This window comes from Psychrobacter piscatorii (assembly GCF_043641605.1).
GTDB lineage: Bacteria > Pseudomonadota > Gammaproteobacteria > Pseudomonadales > Moraxellaceae > Psychrobacter > Psychrobacter piscatorii_C.
Genome location: NZ_JBHZRK010000012.1, coordinates 63,638 through 82,524 on the forward strand (window position 1 = coordinate 63,638; position 18,887 = coordinate 82,524).

The 18,887-nt window shown below is 40.7% G+C and carries 17 protein-coding genes and 1 pseudogene; 6 read left to right on the top strand and 12 right to left on the bottom strand.

The annotated features are described in order from the left end of the window. Window positions 1-276 precede the first annotated feature (276 nt). The 3 genes from ACHUET_RS11390 to ACHUET_RS11400 form a co-directional block, all read right to left on the bottom strand. Window positions 277-1,761, bottom strand: a complete 1,485-nt coding sequence (locus ACHUET_RS11390; protein WP_394212908.1) for a PepSY-associated TM helix domain-containing protein — start codon at window positions 1,759-1,761, stop codon at window positions 277-279. Between the two features lie 120 nt (window positions 1,762-1,881). Beyond that, window positions 1,882-2,610, bottom strand: a complete 729-nt coding sequence (locus ACHUET_RS11395) for a sulfite exporter TauE/SafE family protein (RefSeq protein ID WP_394212910.1) — start codon at window positions 2,608-2,610, stop codon at window positions 1,882-1,884. 245 nt (window positions 2,611-2,855) lie between these two features. Further along, the gene (locus ACHUET_RS11400) at window positions 2,856-3,461 is read right to left on the bottom strand and encodes a hypothetical protein (RefSeq protein WP_394212912.1); all 606 of its coding nucleotides are present in this window, start codon (window positions 3,459-3,461) and stop codon (window positions 2,856-2,858) included. Between the two features lie 280 nt (window positions 3,462-3,741). Between ACHUET_RS11400 and ACHUET_RS11405 the strand changes: the two genes are divergently transcribed. Further along, window positions 3,742-3,888 carry a hypothetical protein gene (locus ACHUET_RS11405; RefSeq protein WP_394212914.1) on the top strand — a complete coding sequence of 49 codons (147 nt, stop codon included), beginning with the start codon at window positions 3,742-3,744 and terminating at the stop codon, window positions 3,886-3,888. 324 nt (window positions 3,889-4,212) lie between these two features. Here ACHUET_RS11405 and ACHUET_RS11410 read toward each other — a convergent pair whose 3' ends face one another. From ACHUET_RS11410 to ACHUET_RS11445, 8 genes are all read right to left on the bottom strand, one after another. Further along, window positions 4,213-5,160: a c-type cytochrome gene (locus ACHUET_RS11410; protein WP_394212915.1), complete on the bottom strand. Its 948-nt coding sequence runs from the start codon at window positions 5,158-5,160 to the stop codon at window positions 4,213-4,215. A gap of 745 nt (window positions 5,161-5,905) precedes the next feature. Further along, window positions 5,906-6,289 carry a rhodanese-like domain-containing protein gene (locus ACHUET_RS11415; protein ID WP_394212917.1) on the bottom strand — a complete coding sequence of 128 codons (384 nt, stop codon included), beginning with the start codon at window positions 6,287-6,289 and terminating at the stop codon, window positions 5,906-5,908. A gap of 45 nt (window positions 6,290-6,334) precedes the next feature. Continuing rightward, the gene (locus ACHUET_RS11420; RefSeq protein WP_394212919.1) at window positions 6,335-6,451 is read right to left on the bottom strand and encodes a DUF2474 domain-containing protein; all 117 of its coding nucleotides are present in this window, start codon (window positions 6,449-6,451) and stop codon (window positions 6,335-6,337) included. A 98-nt stretch (window positions 6,452-6,549) separates the two neighbouring features. Further along, window positions 6,550-7,566, bottom strand: a complete 1,017-nt coding sequence (cydB, locus tag ACHUET_RS11425) for a cytochrome d ubiquinol oxidase subunit II (protein ID WP_394212921.1) — start codon at window positions 7,564-7,566, stop codon at window positions 6,550-6,552. After that, window positions 7,566-9,074: a cytochrome ubiquinol oxidase subunit I gene (locus ACHUET_RS11430; RefSeq protein WP_394212923.1), complete on the bottom strand. Its 1,509-nt coding sequence runs from the start codon at window positions 9,072-9,074 to the stop codon at window positions 7,566-7,568. Before ACHUET_RS11430 ends, cydB begins: the two co-directional genes overlap by 1 nt. Before the next feature lie 769 nt (window positions 9,075-9,843). Then, a complete protein-coding gene (locus ACHUET_RS11435) occupies window positions 9,844-10,191 on the bottom strand; it encodes a hypothetical protein (RefSeq protein WP_394212925.1) in 348 nt (115 codons plus the stop codon). 110 nt (window positions 10,192-10,301) lie between these two features. Continuing rightward, window positions 10,302-11,540: an NAD(P)/FAD-dependent oxidoreductase gene (locus tag ACHUET_RS11440; RefSeq protein ID WP_394212926.1), complete on the bottom strand. Its 1,239-nt coding sequence runs from the start codon at window positions 11,538-11,540 to the stop codon at window positions 10,302-10,304. A gap of 312 nt (window positions 11,541-11,852) precedes the next feature. Next, window positions 11,853-12,317: a DsrE family protein gene (locus tag ACHUET_RS11445; protein WP_394212928.1), complete on the bottom strand. Its 465-nt coding sequence runs from the start codon at window positions 12,315-12,317 to the stop codon at window positions 11,853-11,855. A gap of 244 nt (window positions 12,318-12,561) precedes the next feature. On the opposite strand from ACHUET_RS11445, the gene ACHUET_RS11450 reads away from it, so the two are divergent. From ACHUET_RS11450 to ACHUET_RS11465, 4 genes and pseudogenes are all read left to right on the top strand, one after another. Next, window positions 12,562-13,254 (top strand): peroxiredoxin, encoded by a 693-nt coding sequence (locus ACHUET_RS11450; protein ID WP_394212930.1) that lies wholly within the window; start codon window positions 12,562-12,564, stop codon window positions 13,252-13,254. A gap of 169 nt (window positions 13,255-13,423) precedes the next feature. Then, the gene (locus ACHUET_RS11455; protein WP_394212932.1) at window positions 13,424-13,969 is read left to right on the top strand and encodes a rhodanese-like domain-containing protein; all 546 of its coding nucleotides are present in this window, start codon (window positions 13,424-13,426) and stop codon (window positions 13,967-13,969) included. A 98-nt stretch (window positions 13,970-14,067) separates the two neighbouring features. After that, complete coding sequence (locus ACHUET_RS11460) at window positions 14,068-14,817, top strand: MBL fold metallo-hydrolase (RefSeq protein WP_394212934.1); 750 nt, start codon at window positions 14,068-14,070, stop codon at window positions 14,815-14,817. A 361-nt stretch (window positions 14,818-15,178) separates the two neighbouring features. Then, window positions 15,179-15,672: pseudogene (locus ACHUET_RS11465) on the top strand (transposase); the annotation flags it as partial. 38 nt (window positions 15,673-15,710) lie between these two features. On the opposite strand, the gene ACHUET_RS11470 reads toward ACHUET_RS11465, so the two are convergent. After that, window positions 15,711-16,784 (bottom strand): disulfide isomerase DsbC N-terminal domain-containing protein, encoded by a 1,074-nt coding sequence (locus tag ACHUET_RS11470; protein WP_394212936.1) that lies wholly within the window; start codon window positions 16,782-16,784, stop codon window positions 15,711-15,713. Window positions 16,785-17,390: 606 nt separating this feature from the next. Here ACHUET_RS11470 and ACHUET_RS11475 point away from each other — a divergent pair. Then, window positions 17,391-18,743 carry an MBL fold metallo-hydrolase gene (locus ACHUET_RS11475; protein WP_394212937.1) on the top strand — a complete coding sequence of 451 codons (1,353 nt, stop codon included), beginning with the start codon at window positions 17,391-17,393 and terminating at the stop codon, window positions 18,741-18,743. Window positions 18,744-18,887 lie beyond the last annotated feature (144 nt).

An 18,887-nucleotide genomic window follows, 5' to 3' on the forward strand; every position in this document is an offset into this window, starting at 1 on the left:
AAGTAGTCTATTAATTAACATTTTTTTGATATTTTCATATTTGGATGGAAGTAAACAGCAAATCAGAATTTTTTCAAAACGATAGTCTTCCAAGTTAATATTTATGGACTTGACTCCCTAAGTTTCATCTTACAGATTTGATGGTAACGACAGTCTGCTAAGTATTCATATAGATAGTTATTTTATTTAATACACTTCTTATAAAATCAAAGCTATTATAATAACTGCGATAGTTTAAACTATCGCAATTATTATAACTTTACTTTCGATAAAACTTTATTTCAATAATTTCTCTAAAACAGAAAAACGCGAAATAACCAAAAAATCTAACAACGCTATAACGATGATGGCGATGATTGCTGTGGGAAAGATTATTGCTACGACAATAAGAATAATCGCTAACCATGTTGGTATCGATCTCTTAATACCGCGTGCTGGTGGGTTTAACCCGATAACCTCCTGAGTATTAGGCCTACGTTGCCACCACATCACATAACCACTGATGCAGATACCGATGACTGCTAGGCAAAACAGTACGTTAGCGAGTATGCTCCACCACCCAAGCGTTCCCATATGTAGGGCAATACCTGCTGCCATAAACTTCCCAAACGCGTTGTAGTCATCATAGCGAATATCTGCCAATACTTTACCCGAGTAACGGTCGATATGTACAGTACGGTCAGCTGTGGGACTGTGCATATCATAGCTCATGGAATCTTGGCTGAGCGTCCAAACGCCTGTGCTATCTTGTGGCACGTTTAGGTGATAACGGCCCGTAAACCCTATTTCATGGGCATACTTATCCACTGTATCTATATTGATAGGTATGTTGGGTGCAATACCATCCTTACCTTTGGTCGTGCCAGAAATTGGCATGGGTGTTAGCTCAAGTACCCAAGGCACTTCCTTAGTTTTCCCTGTATTTAAGACGCTACCATGTGTTGGCGTGCTGCTTGAGCCATGAACATGAGGGGTTGCTTCGCTCATGTCCATACCCGCATGAGGATCATCGGGATCGATTGAAGTAGGTACAGGAGCTACGCCCCATTTGCCCGCAGGAAATTGACTCCATGCCTGTACCACTTTGCCACCCCAAATACCTGCCCATGCCATACCAGAAATACAAAAAAACAGTAAGACAATCGATATCCAACTTCCTAATGTGGCGTGAATCGTACGAAAGAACGAGCGTTTTTGTTTCAAGCTCGTATCCCCATCAGGGACTAGCATGGCTTTGACCGATTTGCGTTTTTGCCACCACAAATACCAACCTGTTAAGATCATTAGGATGGTCAACGCCGCCGTGGTTTCTTGGATATAATCCCCGACCGTTCCTAAAAGCAGTTCTCCATGAATGGCATCAAAAGTGTGATACAAATTACTTTGTGTCGGTATGCTTTTGACGATATCCGCAGTATAAGGATCAATAGCCACCATGTTATCTTGACTCTCTGATTTTACCTGGAAGAGCGCAACTGTGTTTGATTCTCGGGGCGCAATGTATTTAACAAGCGTACTATCAGGAACACTCTCAAGCGCAGTTTTGGCTTGAGTTGAAACAGGCATTTGTACCGTGGACTGTGGGATAATGGTCAAGCGATCGTTGTCTCGGCCAGTCGCATTAGACATCAGCAACATGCCAAGTGCAGTACAAGCAAGAATGATTAAAAAAGGGGCAATAAAAATCCCTGAATAAAAGTGCCAACGCCATACAGTAAAGTAATGCTGAGAATTTTTTGGTTTCTGACTTTGTCTACTCATTAGTAGATCCTTAAATAATAATTGGCTATATGGCTCTGCTTTTAAAGCGACACGCATCATTTTAAGTCTCGCTATCTAAATGATGACAAGCGCTAGAAGCAGAGTCAGACTGTTTAGTTTTCAGTGCTCGTGATTCATTTGCTCGTGATTCATTTGCTCATGATTCATTTGCCCATGCATATTTGCCATGACCATTGGTACAGCGATAACGGCCAGCCCCGATATCATCATAATCGCGCCATTCAATTGCCGTAGACGTAGACGCCCAATATGATGGCGTACCCAATTGACGGTTTCATGAGTAGCCACCAGCATAGGAATCGTCCCAAGACCGAAAGCAAACATCAGAACAGCGCCTGTTAATGGGTCATGCCCAACAACGGCAATGAGTAACGCACCATACACAAGACCGCATGGTAAAAATCCCCAGAGCAAACCCGCTGCCAATGCCCGAGGAACTGTATTTAAGGGAAATACTTTTGTACGTAGGGGTGCGAGTGCTTGCCATAAGCGCATACCAAGTCGCTCAAGCTTATTTAAAAAAGGTAGGCCGAGCATCGTCAGTCCGACAAACACCAAAACCAGCCCGAGTAAGATGCGAGGCGTACTATTACCCATCATCAGTGGGGCTAATACAGCCGTACCAATCAAACCTGCAATCAGTCCTAATAGTGCATAGCTGAGTAATCGACCGATATGATATATGGCGATAAGACCGCGCTTTTTTGCTGGGCTAACGTCTTTCATAGACAGCCCAAATGCTGCGACAATCCCACCACACATACCCAAGCAATGCGGTGAACCAAAAAATCCCATTAACAACGCTGCTGTTAACAATGCCATCGTCATAAAAATGACTCCTAAAACATAATTGAATCAGTTATTCAGTTTTTTGCAACAACATACAATCCAAGCCACTTACGAGCTTAGATGAGATGCTTACTGAATAGGTACTGATATAAATAAATAGCATTTCAAGCCCAATATTTTGAGCAAACGAGTACAAGCCAATCAATCAAAGCAATAAGTAAGCTTATTGATTGATAGCAAGTTATCAATGCACTAATAAAGTATTGAACTATGAATGTTTAAGATTATTTAAATATGGCTTGAGGAGGAGCGCGGGTGAGAGGTCGTAAAAAATGACTAGGATAGTGAGTGGTTGAGTAATATAAAAACGCGACTAATACGGCGGGCAACTCAAACAAAGCAGAGTTAGTGTGTGCAAACACTTCTGGTGTAAGCACCGCCATCATAGAAAGACAAATATCACAGCTAGAATGTTTTACAGTATCTGGATCAGAGCTTTCAGCGTGATGCTTGTTATGTAATTGTTTTGACGACAGTTCTTTGTGGGTATTTACTGTTGAGTTAGCTGTTGAAGTCGATGATAAGGAATTCGAAACGGTATGATGGTGCAGATGATAAGCTGCGCTATCACCAGGCATATTGTGGGCGGTATGAGTAATATCATCCTGTACTTGCTCATACTGCTTAGCGGTTGATACAACAGGTGCAAGCTGAATACAAATGCCGTGACCTAAATGGGCATTATCATCCCATAAAGGAGTCAGCAACACTGAGACATGCATGATCCAGGCAACGTACGCAAGTAGCATGCCAAACCATAATGTTACTGGTGATGAGTGTCGTAGAGTGAGCGTTCGCCACTTAATAAGCATAATTTTGTCATCTGTCACCAGATATTCTTACACAGGTAACATTCGTAAATAGAAATGATTTCTTTTAGCAAAATATTTTAACATTAATACTAAGAACGCTATTTTATGACAGTTAATCAGATATTTACAAAGGATATAAAATTAAGTGTCTGTCACTTTATATCCACTGTGTCTTGTCAGTTATCAAGATAAGCTTTGCGAATATTTAAAAGTAGGGTAGAAGTCGAAAAAAATTCAATTTAGAGTATTGAACCGCCGCGAGATTGTTGGAGCCTTAATATTTTGAGAGAATACGACAATGAAAACACGAAACTACACTTCTGAGGTTAAAGAACGCGCTATCCGTATGCTGATTGAAGCGGTAGGCGCCTATCCATCCGACTGTTCAGCCATCCAAGCCATTACATCTAAGATTGGTTACACGCTTGAAACCTTGCGTTCATAACATAAGAAGCATATAGATTAAACTATTCCTACATGCGTACAAGCTCAAAGCCAAGAGCAGGATAACTATCTCTAAAGCTGAGAATTCGCTCTAATACTATGTTTGAGATGAATATAGTCAATCCTATACAAAGACGTTAAAGTGAGATGAAAAGTTGTTTTTCGCAGCCTCTGCCGGCGTAGTCACAGGACGCAAGAAAAACAACTTTTTATTGAACAAATGGATAGCCTTGTATCTAATTTATTTGGATTCGAATATACCTCAATTTATAGAGATGATGAAAAACTCTAGTCATCTAAAAATAATACTTCGGTTTGAACCTTATTATCGACGTACGTCTTTAGGCGCATCTCCATTGGGCCAGTCCTTGTCTTTGTTAGCTTTCACAGGGCGTGGTAAGTGAGTAAAGTAACTAGCAATATCGACTGCTTCTTGGTCGCTAAGAGAGTTACCTTGTCCAAAAGGCATCTTACCTTTGATAAAAGCAGCTGCTGTGTATGTTCGTGCCATACCTGCGCCATCGTTAAAGGACTTTTCTCCAGCTACTGCTGGATAAACGTAAGAACCATCATCATTATACTGACCTTCGCCATTTTCACCATGGCAAACACTACATTTTTCAGCGAATAATTTTTTACCATTATCTGTGTTAGGCTCCAAATTTTTATCTATTTTTACAAAGCCGCGACCTTCGGGTGAGACACCGTATGGCAAATCTTGTGATAGCCAGCTCATATAAGACACCATTGCATTCATATCATCTGAACCTAGGTCAAGCGCTTTGCCGTTCATTGAGCGTTCGAAACACCCGTTAATACGCTCTTGAATTGAGTTGACACGACCACCACGACTACGGTAAATAGGATAGATACCTGGCATACCGTTCCAAGGAGCAGCGTAAGCTTCTGAGCCATTACCTAAATGACAGCTAGTACAATTTAATTGGTTGCCAACATTGTCGGGCAACTCTTTATAAGTATGATTAGCAATTTGCAAGCCGCGACGCACAGCTGCGCCAAACTCGTCATCTGGAATAGTGGACTCGTCGGGCATGCTGACAGTCAGTTTGGCACTTGAATTTGAGGCCATATCCTCCTTAAGTGCTGCAGCTTGTGATTCAAGTGATTCAACTCGTGCTAAAGCTTCAGCTTCTTCCACCCTGTCAACCGCTTTAACCTCTGTTTCACTACATGCTGTTATGCTTACTGCACTAATAGTTAAAGCGGTAGCAACCAAATAAGTAGAATAATTAACTTTGAATAATTTCTTCACTGGAATATCCTTATTATAAAATATAATATCCGATTTTATATCTATATGTTAAATTACAGAACATACTGATAATATTATGCCTAATTTTTGGGATAAGTTAGTCAGTTAAAAACTGCGTAACATCTCAGAAATATAATTCTATCAAATATAAACGGCTTTGATATATAAATGTTGCGTTAAATTTTAGGGCGCATCATTAATCGATACAATTATTCTAGGATAAGCTGCATTAACTCTATGTATAGTAAAACGAGCGCAACGACTATATCAAGACTACATGCTATACATGATGAATAATAAGAAGAGATTAAAGATGTTCTGCTAGGTTAAGTACTTGTTCTTAAAAGCTGCTGATATTATCTTGCGCGCACTGCATATTTTGGGAAATATTGCAAGAAAATTCGTTTTTCTCTTTAAGGGGCGTATATTCAAGAGTGATATTCTACTTATTGAATGGTATGGTCGAATTGACTTTTAGCACAGTAATGCCGATAACTTTTATAATTCTGTACGCTGTAAGCCATTCTCTTTACCAGATGCGCTGAGAGCCTATTCTGCGCACGACTATAAAAAGCACCTTGTCTCTTCAATTACTCAGAAAAAAATCGTAATCCAAGGCTCAGTGGGGGGGGGCACAAAACTCGAAAATTTTAGAGTAATCATGAATCATATAAACTTGCTCTATACTAAATTCATTTACCATACAGTCTCCAGCAGTCAGCCACGCGGTATCTGTCCAAATGAATTAATAGAAATCAATACCTTCATTTGCCATAGTTATTGGTATGTCCGTTTCAAGGCATGCCTCATAACCGCCAGCGATTGAGGCTACTTGCGTATATCCAAGTTCTGCTAGTGACTGAGCTGCTAGCGCCGCGCGCCCACTGCTTTGACAATATAGTAGGATTTCAGTATCAGCACCCTTGATAGCTGGTAAGTCAGAAATTCTAAATTCCAGTATGCCACGAGGTACTGATATTGCGCCTTTGATATGGCCCGCAGCATATTCAGCAGGCTCTCTGACATCAATAATGATATCTGCTTTATGACAAGCAACTTGAGCCTGTGCTACAGGTATTTCAGTAATTTGCGCTTTCGCAGCGCTAACCAAGTCATGTGAAGTTTTCATATTAATGCCTTGGAATAGGTGAGTTCAGTCATATGTTTAAAGTAATTACAAGCCCATGGCCAGCTTGATTAATTGCGCAATAATAAAAATAGTCAAAAACCCTGCTATATACAATCCAATGAACCATGCCCATTGTGTTTGTTTTTTACTGAAATTTTTCATAATGACTTCCTAGTTAGCGTATTAATCAGCTTGTTAGGCTTAGTTGCTATAATGACTTACAGCAACTGTCAGCTATTGATAGTCATGATTATCTATTATTAATACATATGCTCATGATCTGTTTTTCCCTTAAAGGTGTAATAGGCAAAAGCAGTATAACTTAGGATAATCGGTAGCATGATGACCGCACCAACAAGCATAAAGGATAACGACGTATCCGCCGCCGCCGCTTCATAAACAGTCATCTGATAGGGAACAATATAAGGGAAAATAGCAAAACAAACACCGATATAACCCATCAAAAATAACACGACCGTTAGTAGAAAGGGACGGTACTCTCGCTCACCTGTCAAGTCTTTACGCATCAAAAAGAAGAGCAATACCACAATGATTGGCATCGGAGCTAGGTAGAGGATACCTGGTAAACTGAACCAGCTTTCGATGGCTACGATATCTGAGAGATACATAAAAACCGTTACCACTATCATCGCTGCGACTAAAGCAAAAAGCAGCCACTCAGAAACTTTACGCGCCCATACCTGTAGTTTGTGTTCAGTTTTAATGATTAGCCAGGTAGAGCCAAGTAAGGCATAACCAATAATCATCGCAAAGCCGCAGATGATGGAGAAAGGTGTTAACCAGTCGAATGGACCACCACTATATAAACGATTACTGGCTTCTAGACCTTGTATTAAAGCACCCAACATTAGCCCTTGACAAAAAGTCGCTAACACCGAGCCCACAAAGAAGAAACTGTCCCATACATGACGACGTGTCGAAGATTTAAATCGAAACTCAAACGCGACACCGCGCATAATTAAACCGAATAGCATGAAGATAACTGGTAGGTACAAGCCACTCATAACAATGCCATAAGCGACAGGGAATGCAGCAAATAAACCGCCACCACCAAGTACGAGCCACGTCTCGTTGCCGTCCCAAAATGGAGCGATAGAGTTCATGATGCGGCTACGATTTTTGTCAGAGCCAGCAAAAGGAAATAAAATACCACAGCCCAAATCAAAACCATCAAGCAAAACGTATATGAAGACAGATAAGGCAACTAAACCGCCCCAAATTAGAGGTAAATCTAATACATCACCAAAGTTAAACATTAGCGTAACCCCTTATCATCTTTATCATTTGCAGGCGTATCCAAGTCCTCTGTATTATCACGTTTGAGATTTTCAGTAGGGTTACTATCTCCACTTAATGTACGACCCTGACCTTCAGTCACAGAGTGCTCATAGAAATTATCTTCCGCAGGATCTTCATAAGGTTGTGGGCCTTTAGCAATCAATTTTAAAATGTAGAAGCTACCCGCGCCAAAGACAAAGATATATAGTACGATAAAGCCAATCAAGGTAGTGGCGACTTGTTGAGCAGCTACTGGTGAAATACTCTCAGCGGTACGAATGACACCATATACAGTCCAAGGCTGGCGTCCTACTTCAGTAACGAACCAACCTGAAAGCACTGCAATAAAACCCATCGGGGTCATGACCATCCATGCCCGGTGAAACCATTTGCTTTCAGGGTTGTAATGTTGTTTTTTGAAGTATTTATAGATACTGAATAGGCCGACAAGTACCATCAATGTACCAATAGCAACCATAATTCGGAATGCCCAGAATACAATGGCGACAGGTGGTTGATCTTCTGGCGCCCAGTTTTTAAGTCCTTTGACCTCACCATCTAGTGAATGAGTCAGAATTAACCCTGAGACATAGGGAATACTTACTTCATACTTATTAGTCTGATTTTCTTGATCTGGGATAGCGAATAGACGCAAAGCTGCACCGCGCTCATCTTCCCAAATACCTTCCATTGCGGCAACTTTAGCCGGCTGATGCTCTAAAGTGTTTAGACCATGCTCATCACCGATCAACACTTGAGCTGGCGCAACAAAGATAGCCATAATCATCGCCATACCGAGCATGACTTGACCGTGCTTGCGATTTTCAGTGTGTTTTTTGGATTGAATATAATAAGCGCCAACGCCGCCGATGACAAAAGCAGTCGTTAGGTAGGCCGCCGTTACCATATGTGCAAAACGGTAGGGGAAGGAGGGGTTAAATATAATCTCAAGCCAATTGGTAGGATAGAGAAGACCATCAGCGCCTATCATAAAACCTTGTGGCGTTTGCATAAAGCTATTAGCCGACAAAATCCAAGTAGCTGATATCAGTGTACCAATAGCGACAATCGCAGTTGAGGCAAAGTGCATACGTTTGCTAACGCGGCCCCAACCAAAGAGCATGATACCTAAGAAGGACGCTTCTAAGAAAAACGCCGTCAATACTTCATAAGCTAATAATGGACCTATGACGTTACCGGCTTTATCTGAGAACACAGCCCAGTTAGTGCCGAACTGATAGGACATTACAACGCCTGATACGACACCAAGACCAAAGACTACAGCAAAGATCTTGACCCAATGCTTATAGACTTCAGCATAGATAGGGTTACCCGTTCTAAGCCAACGAAACTCTAGTACCGTTAAAAAACTGGCAAGTCCGATAGAAAAAGCGGGGAAAACAATATGCCATGAAATGACAAAAGCAAATTGGATACGTGCGAGCATCAACGCATCCATCTGATCGATCACAAATGCAGCGAACATAAATGGTTACCTTTGTTTATTAACTGAGTGGCGCAACCTTCCATGATATGTTTAAGCAACTGTTCGTCCATAAAAGTAAAAAATATTACGGGTAATAGCTAATGGTTATTTGGCTAAAATTATCAATATAAGCTGTTAAAAATTAACAGCCATCTATCTGTTATACGAAGAGATTGCTATATATGGTAGTCGTTAGATAATTGTCGATGATATAAAAAATATTATGAAATAAAGATCAAAAAGATAATTAATATTCAACTGTTCTTGCCGATTATTATCAATAATATATTTAAATAAATCTGTAGTAATAATACACGATATACTATTGTATAGTATACAAAAATATATATTAATTATATTTAGTCAGTCAGTTACTATGCTTTAGACAAAAGAACGTGTCGTTCATATGCTGATTAAAACGTTAGACGATTACTTCTTTACATTCACATGGTTAGCCATCTGAGCGATAGCGTCAAAGCCTGCAACCACTGTCTGCAGGCTTGAAGATCTGAAATAATGGGATAAAAAGCATATAGATAAAACCATACCTGAAAATGTGTAAGCACGAAGATAGGGGCAGTGTATTAAAGAGATCAAACAAGCGAAGGAAGTTATACCTAAAAACGAGAATTTTTTCACATAGGCGGATCTTAATGATTATCTATAATAATGATTCACTTTATAGATGATGGTATCAAGCCAATCTATTGAGTAATGAGTATTGTTAAACAATCCAGTTTAGATTATTTAGCACTTTTTCTTATGGATATTAAGCGCTATGCTTGGTTAACCTAGACAGTCCGGTTATCAGTGGCAATATAACCACATAAGCATAAACAAACAATGCTGCTACCATTGCCAAATGGAAGGCCCAATCTACCCAATAATTAAGACTTCCTAAACTAGAATTAAAAAATAATGGCAAAGTAAAAAAGCCAATTCCTGCCGCAATAGCTGCTAGTACACTGGTAAAACGATATGCTAGCTTTTGATGCCTACCTGCAATGCCCCAATAACTCCATGTGATCAATAATAATAGGAATAATGCACCGACCAGCATCGCATTTTCTAATATAGCTTCCCACAACATCATAAATGCTTGATTTAAAAGTAACATGACAGCTCCTTTGCAAATGTTAGCGAAACTTAGTAAAAGTCCTCGCTTATATAAACGGTAGCCAGCTCATTGAAACTTATGAAGATACTGACTATCTGTACTATACGAGGTTAAACTCGACCTTTGGCAACAGCCATATAAGCAGGTTTCAGCATCATTTCTTCTAGAAACCATGCAAAATAGCTTTCTTTTAATGGGTTAACCAAAGGCACACTTGGGGTTAAATTATTTTCATAATCGAACTCAACAAGCATCGCCTCACCTTCTTTGATTAACAACGGACACGAGGTATATCCATCAAATTTTTGACTAGGTACCTTGCCTTGTATCACCTCAATAAGATTATTCGTCACTATGGGTGCAGATAGTTTAACGGTTGCGGCTGTTTTACCTTTTGGCGTTCCATTAATATCACCGACCCCAAAAATATTTTCATAGCGCTTGTGTTGTAGCGTATATTTATCGACGTCAAGCCAACCATTTTTATTGGCTAAGGGGCTGTTTAGTATACTGTCTACTGCAAACATGGGTGGTACAACATGAATAAAATCATAGTCTTGTCGATTTTGATTGCCCTCTGAATCCGTGAAATAGGCAGCTTTTGCTGCTTTATCGATGCCAGTTAAGCGTTGCTCAAAGTTTGCGCCAATTGGTGGATCATAAGATGCCCAGCGTGATAATATATTTTCGTTTACAACAGGCACGCTAAATACCGTCTGATGCGGACTAAAAAATTGAATATCACTATTTTGTCGTGTACCTGCTTGTATGAGTCTGTCATGCAGCATAAAGGTCATTTTCAATGGCGCACCTGCACACTTCATGTCAGTATGTGCTAGCGTCATTACAGCGCGCCCTCCTTTTTGACGAAAGGCATCTATTTGTTGCCATGTTTTTATAGCAATTTCTGGACTATGATAAACACTACCAATGCCATCAGTGCCTAAGTCTTGAATATTAAGACCTTTTATTTTCTCAAAACCTAACCTCAAGCCAGTTGCTACCACTAGATAGTCATAGCCAATTTTTCTGCCACTCTCAGTAATTAGCTGATTGTTATCTGGTGAAAATTCACGAGCATTTTCTTGTATCCAATTTATTCCTTCAGGAAGAAGGTTGGCGTTACTATCTACAACCTTGTCAGTATTATTCCAGACGCCTGTGGCTAACAAAGTGTAGCCAGGTTGGTAATAGTGAGCTTGTCGATTGTCTAATATAGTCAAGGTGGCATTGGGAAGTTGACGACTCAACCTATTGGCAACGGCCAATCCTGCAATACCAGCACCGACAATAACAATATTAACTTTTTCTTGAGCTGTGGGAGACGTTACGCAGCCATTCAGTGACATGCTGCCTATAACTGCTCCAGTTGCAATGCCTGCACCAATAAATTGACGACGATTGAATAACCTTGAAACTATTGGTTGTTTGTTATCGTCAGCGGATTGGGATACGCTGCCAAAGCGTCTTGATTCGATATACTGGTTTGATTACTTGAATATCGTTTCATAATGATCTCCTATGTCCTTCTATACCATTCAAAATAGTTAATTAAAATATATTGATATAAAACAAGGACATAAGAGTGATTTTTTTGTCCTTTCTATGAAACTCTTAAGTTAATCAGCTGTTAAGCTACTGATTTTTCATTAAAAGCAGCATTAAAAACTGGCTATTTTTGTATCTTTATCAACCATCAATTTAGCAATGGCTGCAGGGTCTGCTACGGTAACACCATCAATTAGCGCAGACTTATCAAGACCTTTACCCGGAAGATAAATGGCACAGACTTCGACTGTAGTCTCGGTTTTCTCCATCACTGTCTTCATTAACCCTTGTGCACTCATATTCATTGGAGGTTGCCCTGTAGTAACACTGCTAGGCGCATCACGTAGTGCCATGTCACCAGCTGAACCGCAGAGCAATACGTTGGTTTTAGCTCCTTGCTTCGCTGACTGCATAGTGAGCACCATTGACATTAGCTGCACCTGAGCATCATCCGATGTGACCATTACTAATAACGATGGTTTTGCTATCTTGATATGACGAGTTTCTTCAGCAGAGGCAGAACTAACTGCCAAAAAAGTGGCAACTGCAGTCAGGATAGGAATAAAGATCCGTTTCATAATATCTCTCAGTTTCTCACGAAGTTATCGGCTGCTATATTTGCTTATATGGCGAACAGCCGCTGGATAGTAATTTTAATCATACGAGTTTAAGACATGCTATTAGATAATAAGTTACAAGGTACATTTAGAAAAACTAATAGTTATATTAAACTATATAATATTTTTTAGTATATTGCTATGCTATATTTAATGTATTGCACCATTGCAATGATTTAATACCTATCTAACTAAGGATAAACAAATGAGAAACCGTCAACATTCACGTGAAAACTGTTCATGCCAAGATGACATGGAACCAACTAACGTCATTCAATTTCCTCAACTCAACCAACCGTCACCAGACTTTAATGCGTTAACCACTGATGGTATGAAATCATTAGCTGATTACAAAGGTAAATGGTTAGTACTATTTTCTCATCCAGCAGATTTTACGCCTGTATGTACTACGGAGTTCATAGCCTTTGCTAATAAAGCTGAAGATTTTCGTGCTAGAAACTGTGAATTGCTAGGATTATCTATTGATAGTGTGCATTCGCATATTGCTTGGATGCGTAACATCAAAGAAAATTTTGGTGTAGAGATTACCTTTCCTATTATTGCTGATTTGTCGATGCAGGTTGCAAAGTCCTATGGCATGATTCAGCCCGGTGCCAGTGATACCTCAGCAGTACGTGCCACTTTTATCATTGACCCTGAAGGTATATTAAGAGCGATGGTCTATTACCCAATGAGTAATGGCCGCTCCGTTGATGAGTTCTTGCGTTTACTTGATGCGTTGCAAACCAGTGATGGCAACAAAGTTGCTACTCCAGAAAACTGGAAAGTGGGTGATCAGGTCATTGTGCCGTCACCTCGTACCGCTGCAGAAGCTGAAAGACGTGCTGACGAAGGCTATGAGTATAAGGATTGGTATTTTAGTAAGAAGTCACTGTAACAAATATGAATTTGTGAATTAGCGATTAATTTTGAGAAAGTTAAGCCTTATTAATTAACTAATATGCCTTGGCTTTCTCAAATACCATTACCTATATTTATGCCGCCAAAAGTGGGTTTTAGCGTCAACCAGCTGGCATAAAAGACTCGTATGTATCTATGGAGAGAGCATGAAAACCATTATTTTGTCGTTATTCCTTATGTTTGGTATGATTTTTTCTGCCAGCGCGGAAGATGCGTTATCTGTGCCACCACAGGAGGTATGGAGCTTTGTGCAGGAGCATCCTGATGAGTTGTTATTTGTTGATATAAGAGATCCTATAGAAATCATGTTTGTTGGCTTTACGGATGCTGTGGATATTAATATCCCTTTTAAGGTAGCTAATCGCACTCAGTTCAATGAAAGTAAAGGCAGCTTTGCTATGCAAAGTAATCCAGAATTTGTCAATGAGATTGAAAAGGCACTAGAAGCTAAAGGACTTGATAAGGATTCTCTCATTGTGACGATGTGCCGTTCTGGCTCAGAACGTGGTAAACCAAGTGCAGATTATCTACTTTCGCAAGGGTTTTCAAATGTGAAGTATATCGATCATGGTTTTCAAGGAGGTGCAGTAAAAGAGGGTAAGATGGAGGGATTCCGCATAGTGAACGGTTGGCAAAATGCTGGTTTACCTTGGTCGTCAACGATTAATGCAAACAAGATTAGTAAGCCTTGAGCCTTGTTAAGTGCTATATATAGATGGTTATTAGCACGGCATTTATTTTGAATGACTTCTACTACTGTTAATATTAAATCACTAAACGAGGTTTTATTATGATATTTCGACAACTATATGAGCCACTCTCTAGTACTTATACCTATCTCATCGGAGATATCAATACAGGACAGGCAGTACTAATCGATCCTGTGATTGCAACGATGGATCGCGACTTAGCTGAGGTACATAAATTAGGTCTGAAACTGGCTTACACTGTTGATACACATATTCATGCGGATCACATCACGGCAGCTTTAGAGATGAAGCGGGCCGTTGGTAGTAAAATCGCTGCACCTGCCTACGACCGACTGGCATGTGCGGATGTTGGGCTAGAAGAAGGTATCCCATTTGAGGTCGATGGTATTACTTTGCAGCCTTTACATACACCAGGTCATACGGCAGGACATTTTGCTTACTTGTACAATGACCGCGTATTTACTGGTGATGCTCTTCTCATTGAAGGGTGTGGCCGAACTGACTTTCAGCATGGTGATTCCGATGCATTGTACCACTCGGTGCGCCAAAAGTTATTCTCTTTACCAGATGAGACGCTAGTCTATCCTGCGCATGACTATAAAGAGCGCTTTGTTTCTTCAATCGCTCAGGAAAAAAAGCGCAATCCAAGGCTTGGTGGTGATACAACTCTCGAAGAATTTAGAGTTATTATGAATAACTTAAATCTGCCATATCCCAAATTTATAGATCATGCAGTACCTGGCAATCAGCAGTGCGGTGTCTGTCCAAATGACTTACCTGATAACCTAGCAGCATACTGTCGTCAGATGGCTCAAAGTCTTCAAGGGTAATGTGATTTTTTAAAAAGGTATTAGACAAAGACTTTATTTAAGCTCTGCCGTTCTTTATGTCATAAATAAAATACTTCTATTGTATAAATTGATTCGACATCAATGATTAAGCTAAAAGCTAATGCTTATCATGGAGGTTGAGTTCGACAATCTGATCAACTGAAAGATCGTTGGTATCGTACTGCTTCAAGTATCTATTGACACAACTAAAAATCGCCCTATGGATGATTCTCACAGGGCGATTTATTTTTCCTATTTGTTAAAAAACTTATTAGGGGCTGTATAGAATTTAGAAAACATTGAAAAAATAAGCAACGCCTTACTGTAATGTTTACCACAACAAAGAAACAAGGCATCACTTATGGCTCGCACCAAGCTCAACGATGAACATTGGCACAAGCTATTTATTATATTGCGACAAATTAACGTATATAACAAGCCCAATCTAAGACGTACCGTTGAAGGCATGTTGTACCGCATACGAGTAGGCTGTCCATGGCGAGACTTACCTTCTTATTTTGTTCATTGGTCTAGAATATATCATCAATACCGTTACTGGCGTAAAACCGGTAAATGGCAAAAGCTCATCAGCATAGTACAGGCGCAGCCAGTCATCTTGATAAGGCCATTGGTAAAAGCGTTGCAGGTAATAGCAGCAAACTGCACTTAGTGGTCGATGCTTGTGGCAACCCTATACATGTTGAGCTGTCAGGTGGGCAAGTACATGACTCTAAGGTGGCAAAGGCGTTGATACGTAGCACAATCAACAACCAGACTAAAGCGGTGATTGCAGACAGGGGCTACGATAGTAGAGAGTGTATCTTCAAGCACTGTGCTCAGTCAGTCATATCAGTCGCACTGTCTCGATTTTAAAATAAATCGACTATAGTTAATTACTCTACGCCTAAAAACTCTAGAAACTCAGGACTCTCGAAACTTGCTTGATACAGCACGCCATCTTCACGATAAATAGCAGGTGTCGCTATTACAGCGAGGCCTGCCGCTTTGTCACGATTTGGCGTCACGTGATCGACCTCACAACTGGCAGAGGCGGGCTTCATCTCACCTTGCAACATGGCTTTATCAAACGCTTGCCGACGACTGTTTGCATCAGTTTGGCACCAGATACCGCGCATTTGCGCGGGTGACTGCTCATAGATCGGATAGCCGATCACGTTGACTGTCACGCCTTTTGCATTAAGCATGGGTATTTGCTGATGCAATCGACGGCAATACGGGCAATTGACGTCGTCAGCCACATATATCACCGCTTTCTCGGTACTGGTGGCGGGGTAGCGAATCAGCTGTTTATCGTCCAATGTCGCCAATACCGACTGGTTTTTTCGTTGCTCAAATTCTGTATCCAGACCCACGAACTGACCATTTTCTATCACAGATATCTCACCATCGGTAATATATTGCGCATCATCTGAGAGCAAAAATGGTACGCCCTCTAAAGTAGCACCCCAAATTACACCTGGTACAGCAGTATAAAAAAGTGGTGTTTTGGTACTCATATTTTTGAGCGCACTCATGTTGGCAAGCATTGCTGATTTGATGGCTGTACTGACTGGTTGACCTATTTGCTCTTTATTACTGCGTGGCAATGTTTTGGTCACTACCTGCTTGCTTGGGTTATTTTGCAGCTCGCCTTGAATAACATATTTACCGTCTTTAGTGATATGTAATGGCGCTTGTCCTGCCAAATTGACCTGATACATATTGGGCAAGTTTGAGGGCGCAATAGAAGTAATCTGCGTTTTGATACCTGCTTGCGTGAGCACTTGGCGCAAATAACTGTCCAAGGACTGAGTCATCGTGTCAGACACTTCTACATTTTCTATACTTTGACTTGTTGTTCGGTTGCTAGTGGCCCCTTCATTAGGCTGAGCACAGGCAGTGGTTGTTAAAGATACAATACCGATTAAGCTGGCAAATTTAATCAAAGGTAGTTTCACGAAGACCATCCTATTTGGTTTGATAAAAACATGATCCAATTAAATATTACATAACCCCAGTTCGGGATAAGTGATTCATTAAGCTGCTGATAGTATTGATATTTTCTATTACTCTTGAAGACCAGCTAAGTCTTTGAAGACAGGCTTCTCTATAAACTACTGTCAAAAGCATGACTTTATAAGGTCAGATAATAATTATACAAATAGTATCAACAACTTAAGCACTGGCTTATCCCGAACTGGGGTTATTACATATACAAATATGATTTTAGCCAATGTAATATTATTCCAAAGAGTATATTGATAAAGATTTTCAGACTGTAGCATAAAGGGTGGATGGATAGAGTGACAATAACTTGCTTTTGCAAAACTACTACCTACCTTTAAGAGACAAGCAATTTGGGACAGATGAGAATCATAATGAAATGGTACTTGCTAAATTGCCATAGGTATTTAAGGGTTCGACTAGGTTAATATATGTTATCGTATATTGATAAGCATTAAAATAATATGGTACTTTTAAAAAGTTCACATAGCTCTTTGCTATTGAGCTAATTAATGATAGCTCGCTATAGAAAGTAGCCGTCTGATTTAAATTATAATAATAAGGATACAATGATGCTTTTGGAAAAGATTAAAACACCTGGTCTTTCACACCTCTCTTATTTAGTGGGTTCTGGTGGTCAAGCTGCGGTGATAGACCCGCGTCGTGACTGCGCGATATATGTAGAAAAGGCACGCGCAGCAGGACTTCGGATCACTCATATTTTTGAGACTCATCGTAATGAAGACTTGGTCTCTGGTGCACCAATTTTGGCAGAAATGACAGGAGCCACTGTATTACATGGCCCCAATCCAGAGCGACCAATTGTCTATGCTAAGACGGCGCGTAATGGTGATTGCTTTACCGTTGGTCAACTTGAAATTCGCGTATTAGAAACGCCCGGCCATACTGACGATCATCTTGCCTATGCTCTGTTTGATACCGCCTACCCAGAAAAAGCGGTTGGTGTCTTTACTGGCGACGCGTTATTTGTGGGAGATGTTGGGCGTACTGACTTCTATCCTGATCGCCGCAAAGAAGTGGCAGGCCTGCTTTATGATTCACTACAAGGTATTTTAGCGCTTGGCGATCAAGCCATTATTTATCCTGCTCACGGTGCTGGGTCAGTCTGTGGCTCAGGGATGGCAGAGCGTGAGTTTTCTACCGTCGGCCACGAAAGGTTGAACAATCCGCGTTTACAGATCACAGACCGTGATGACTTTATTGATTTTAAAGTGAGCGAAAACCATTACCAACCAGCTTACTTTAGGTTAATGGAGCGACTAAATATGGAAGGTGGTGAAGCCCCACCAGTCGTTATGCGCCCTCGTAATCTTTCGCTCGATCAACTTAATAGCTGCGGTGCCGATCATCTTATCGATATTCGTGAACCAATGGCCTATGCCTCAGGTCACCTGCATGGGTCTATGAGTCTACCTGTAAATATGCTTCCTGCATTTGCTGGGTGGTTTATTGAAGAAGGGCAAAGTTTGGCATTGATTGCGTCTGATGAAGAGCAGCTTGCTACTGCGATGGCGCATCTGGTACGAATTGCCCTCGACAATGTCGTAGGTGGCTATGTCGGTGTCGTTCCTGCTGCTGCTAAAGGTGAGCAGATGCAACAAACCCCTATGATCAATACGTCTGAGGTTGAAGACCGTCTAACCGAAGCTGAGAATTGGACATTGCTCGATGTGCGCGATATTGATGAACGAAATGCCAATGCAATTGAAGGGTCACAGCACATCTATGTCGGACATCTCAACGAGCGTTGGCACGAGCTTGACTCAAGTCGCCACTATACGTTGATGTGCGCCAGCGGTGCACGAGCGACGATAGCGGCAGGGTGGCTTGCCAGTCGTGGTTTTGAGCACATTGATATCTACCTAGGTTCAATGGGTGCATGGCAAGCCACGCATGATTAAGATAGCGGATGGTATTCGAGATATATGAGGGCAAGAAGCTATTTTGCCAACGAACTCTATCTATACCATCGTTGAAAATCATTATTCAGAGTGATAAAAAATAGCGCCTATTTTGGGCGCTATTTTTTATTTAGAGTCGACTTG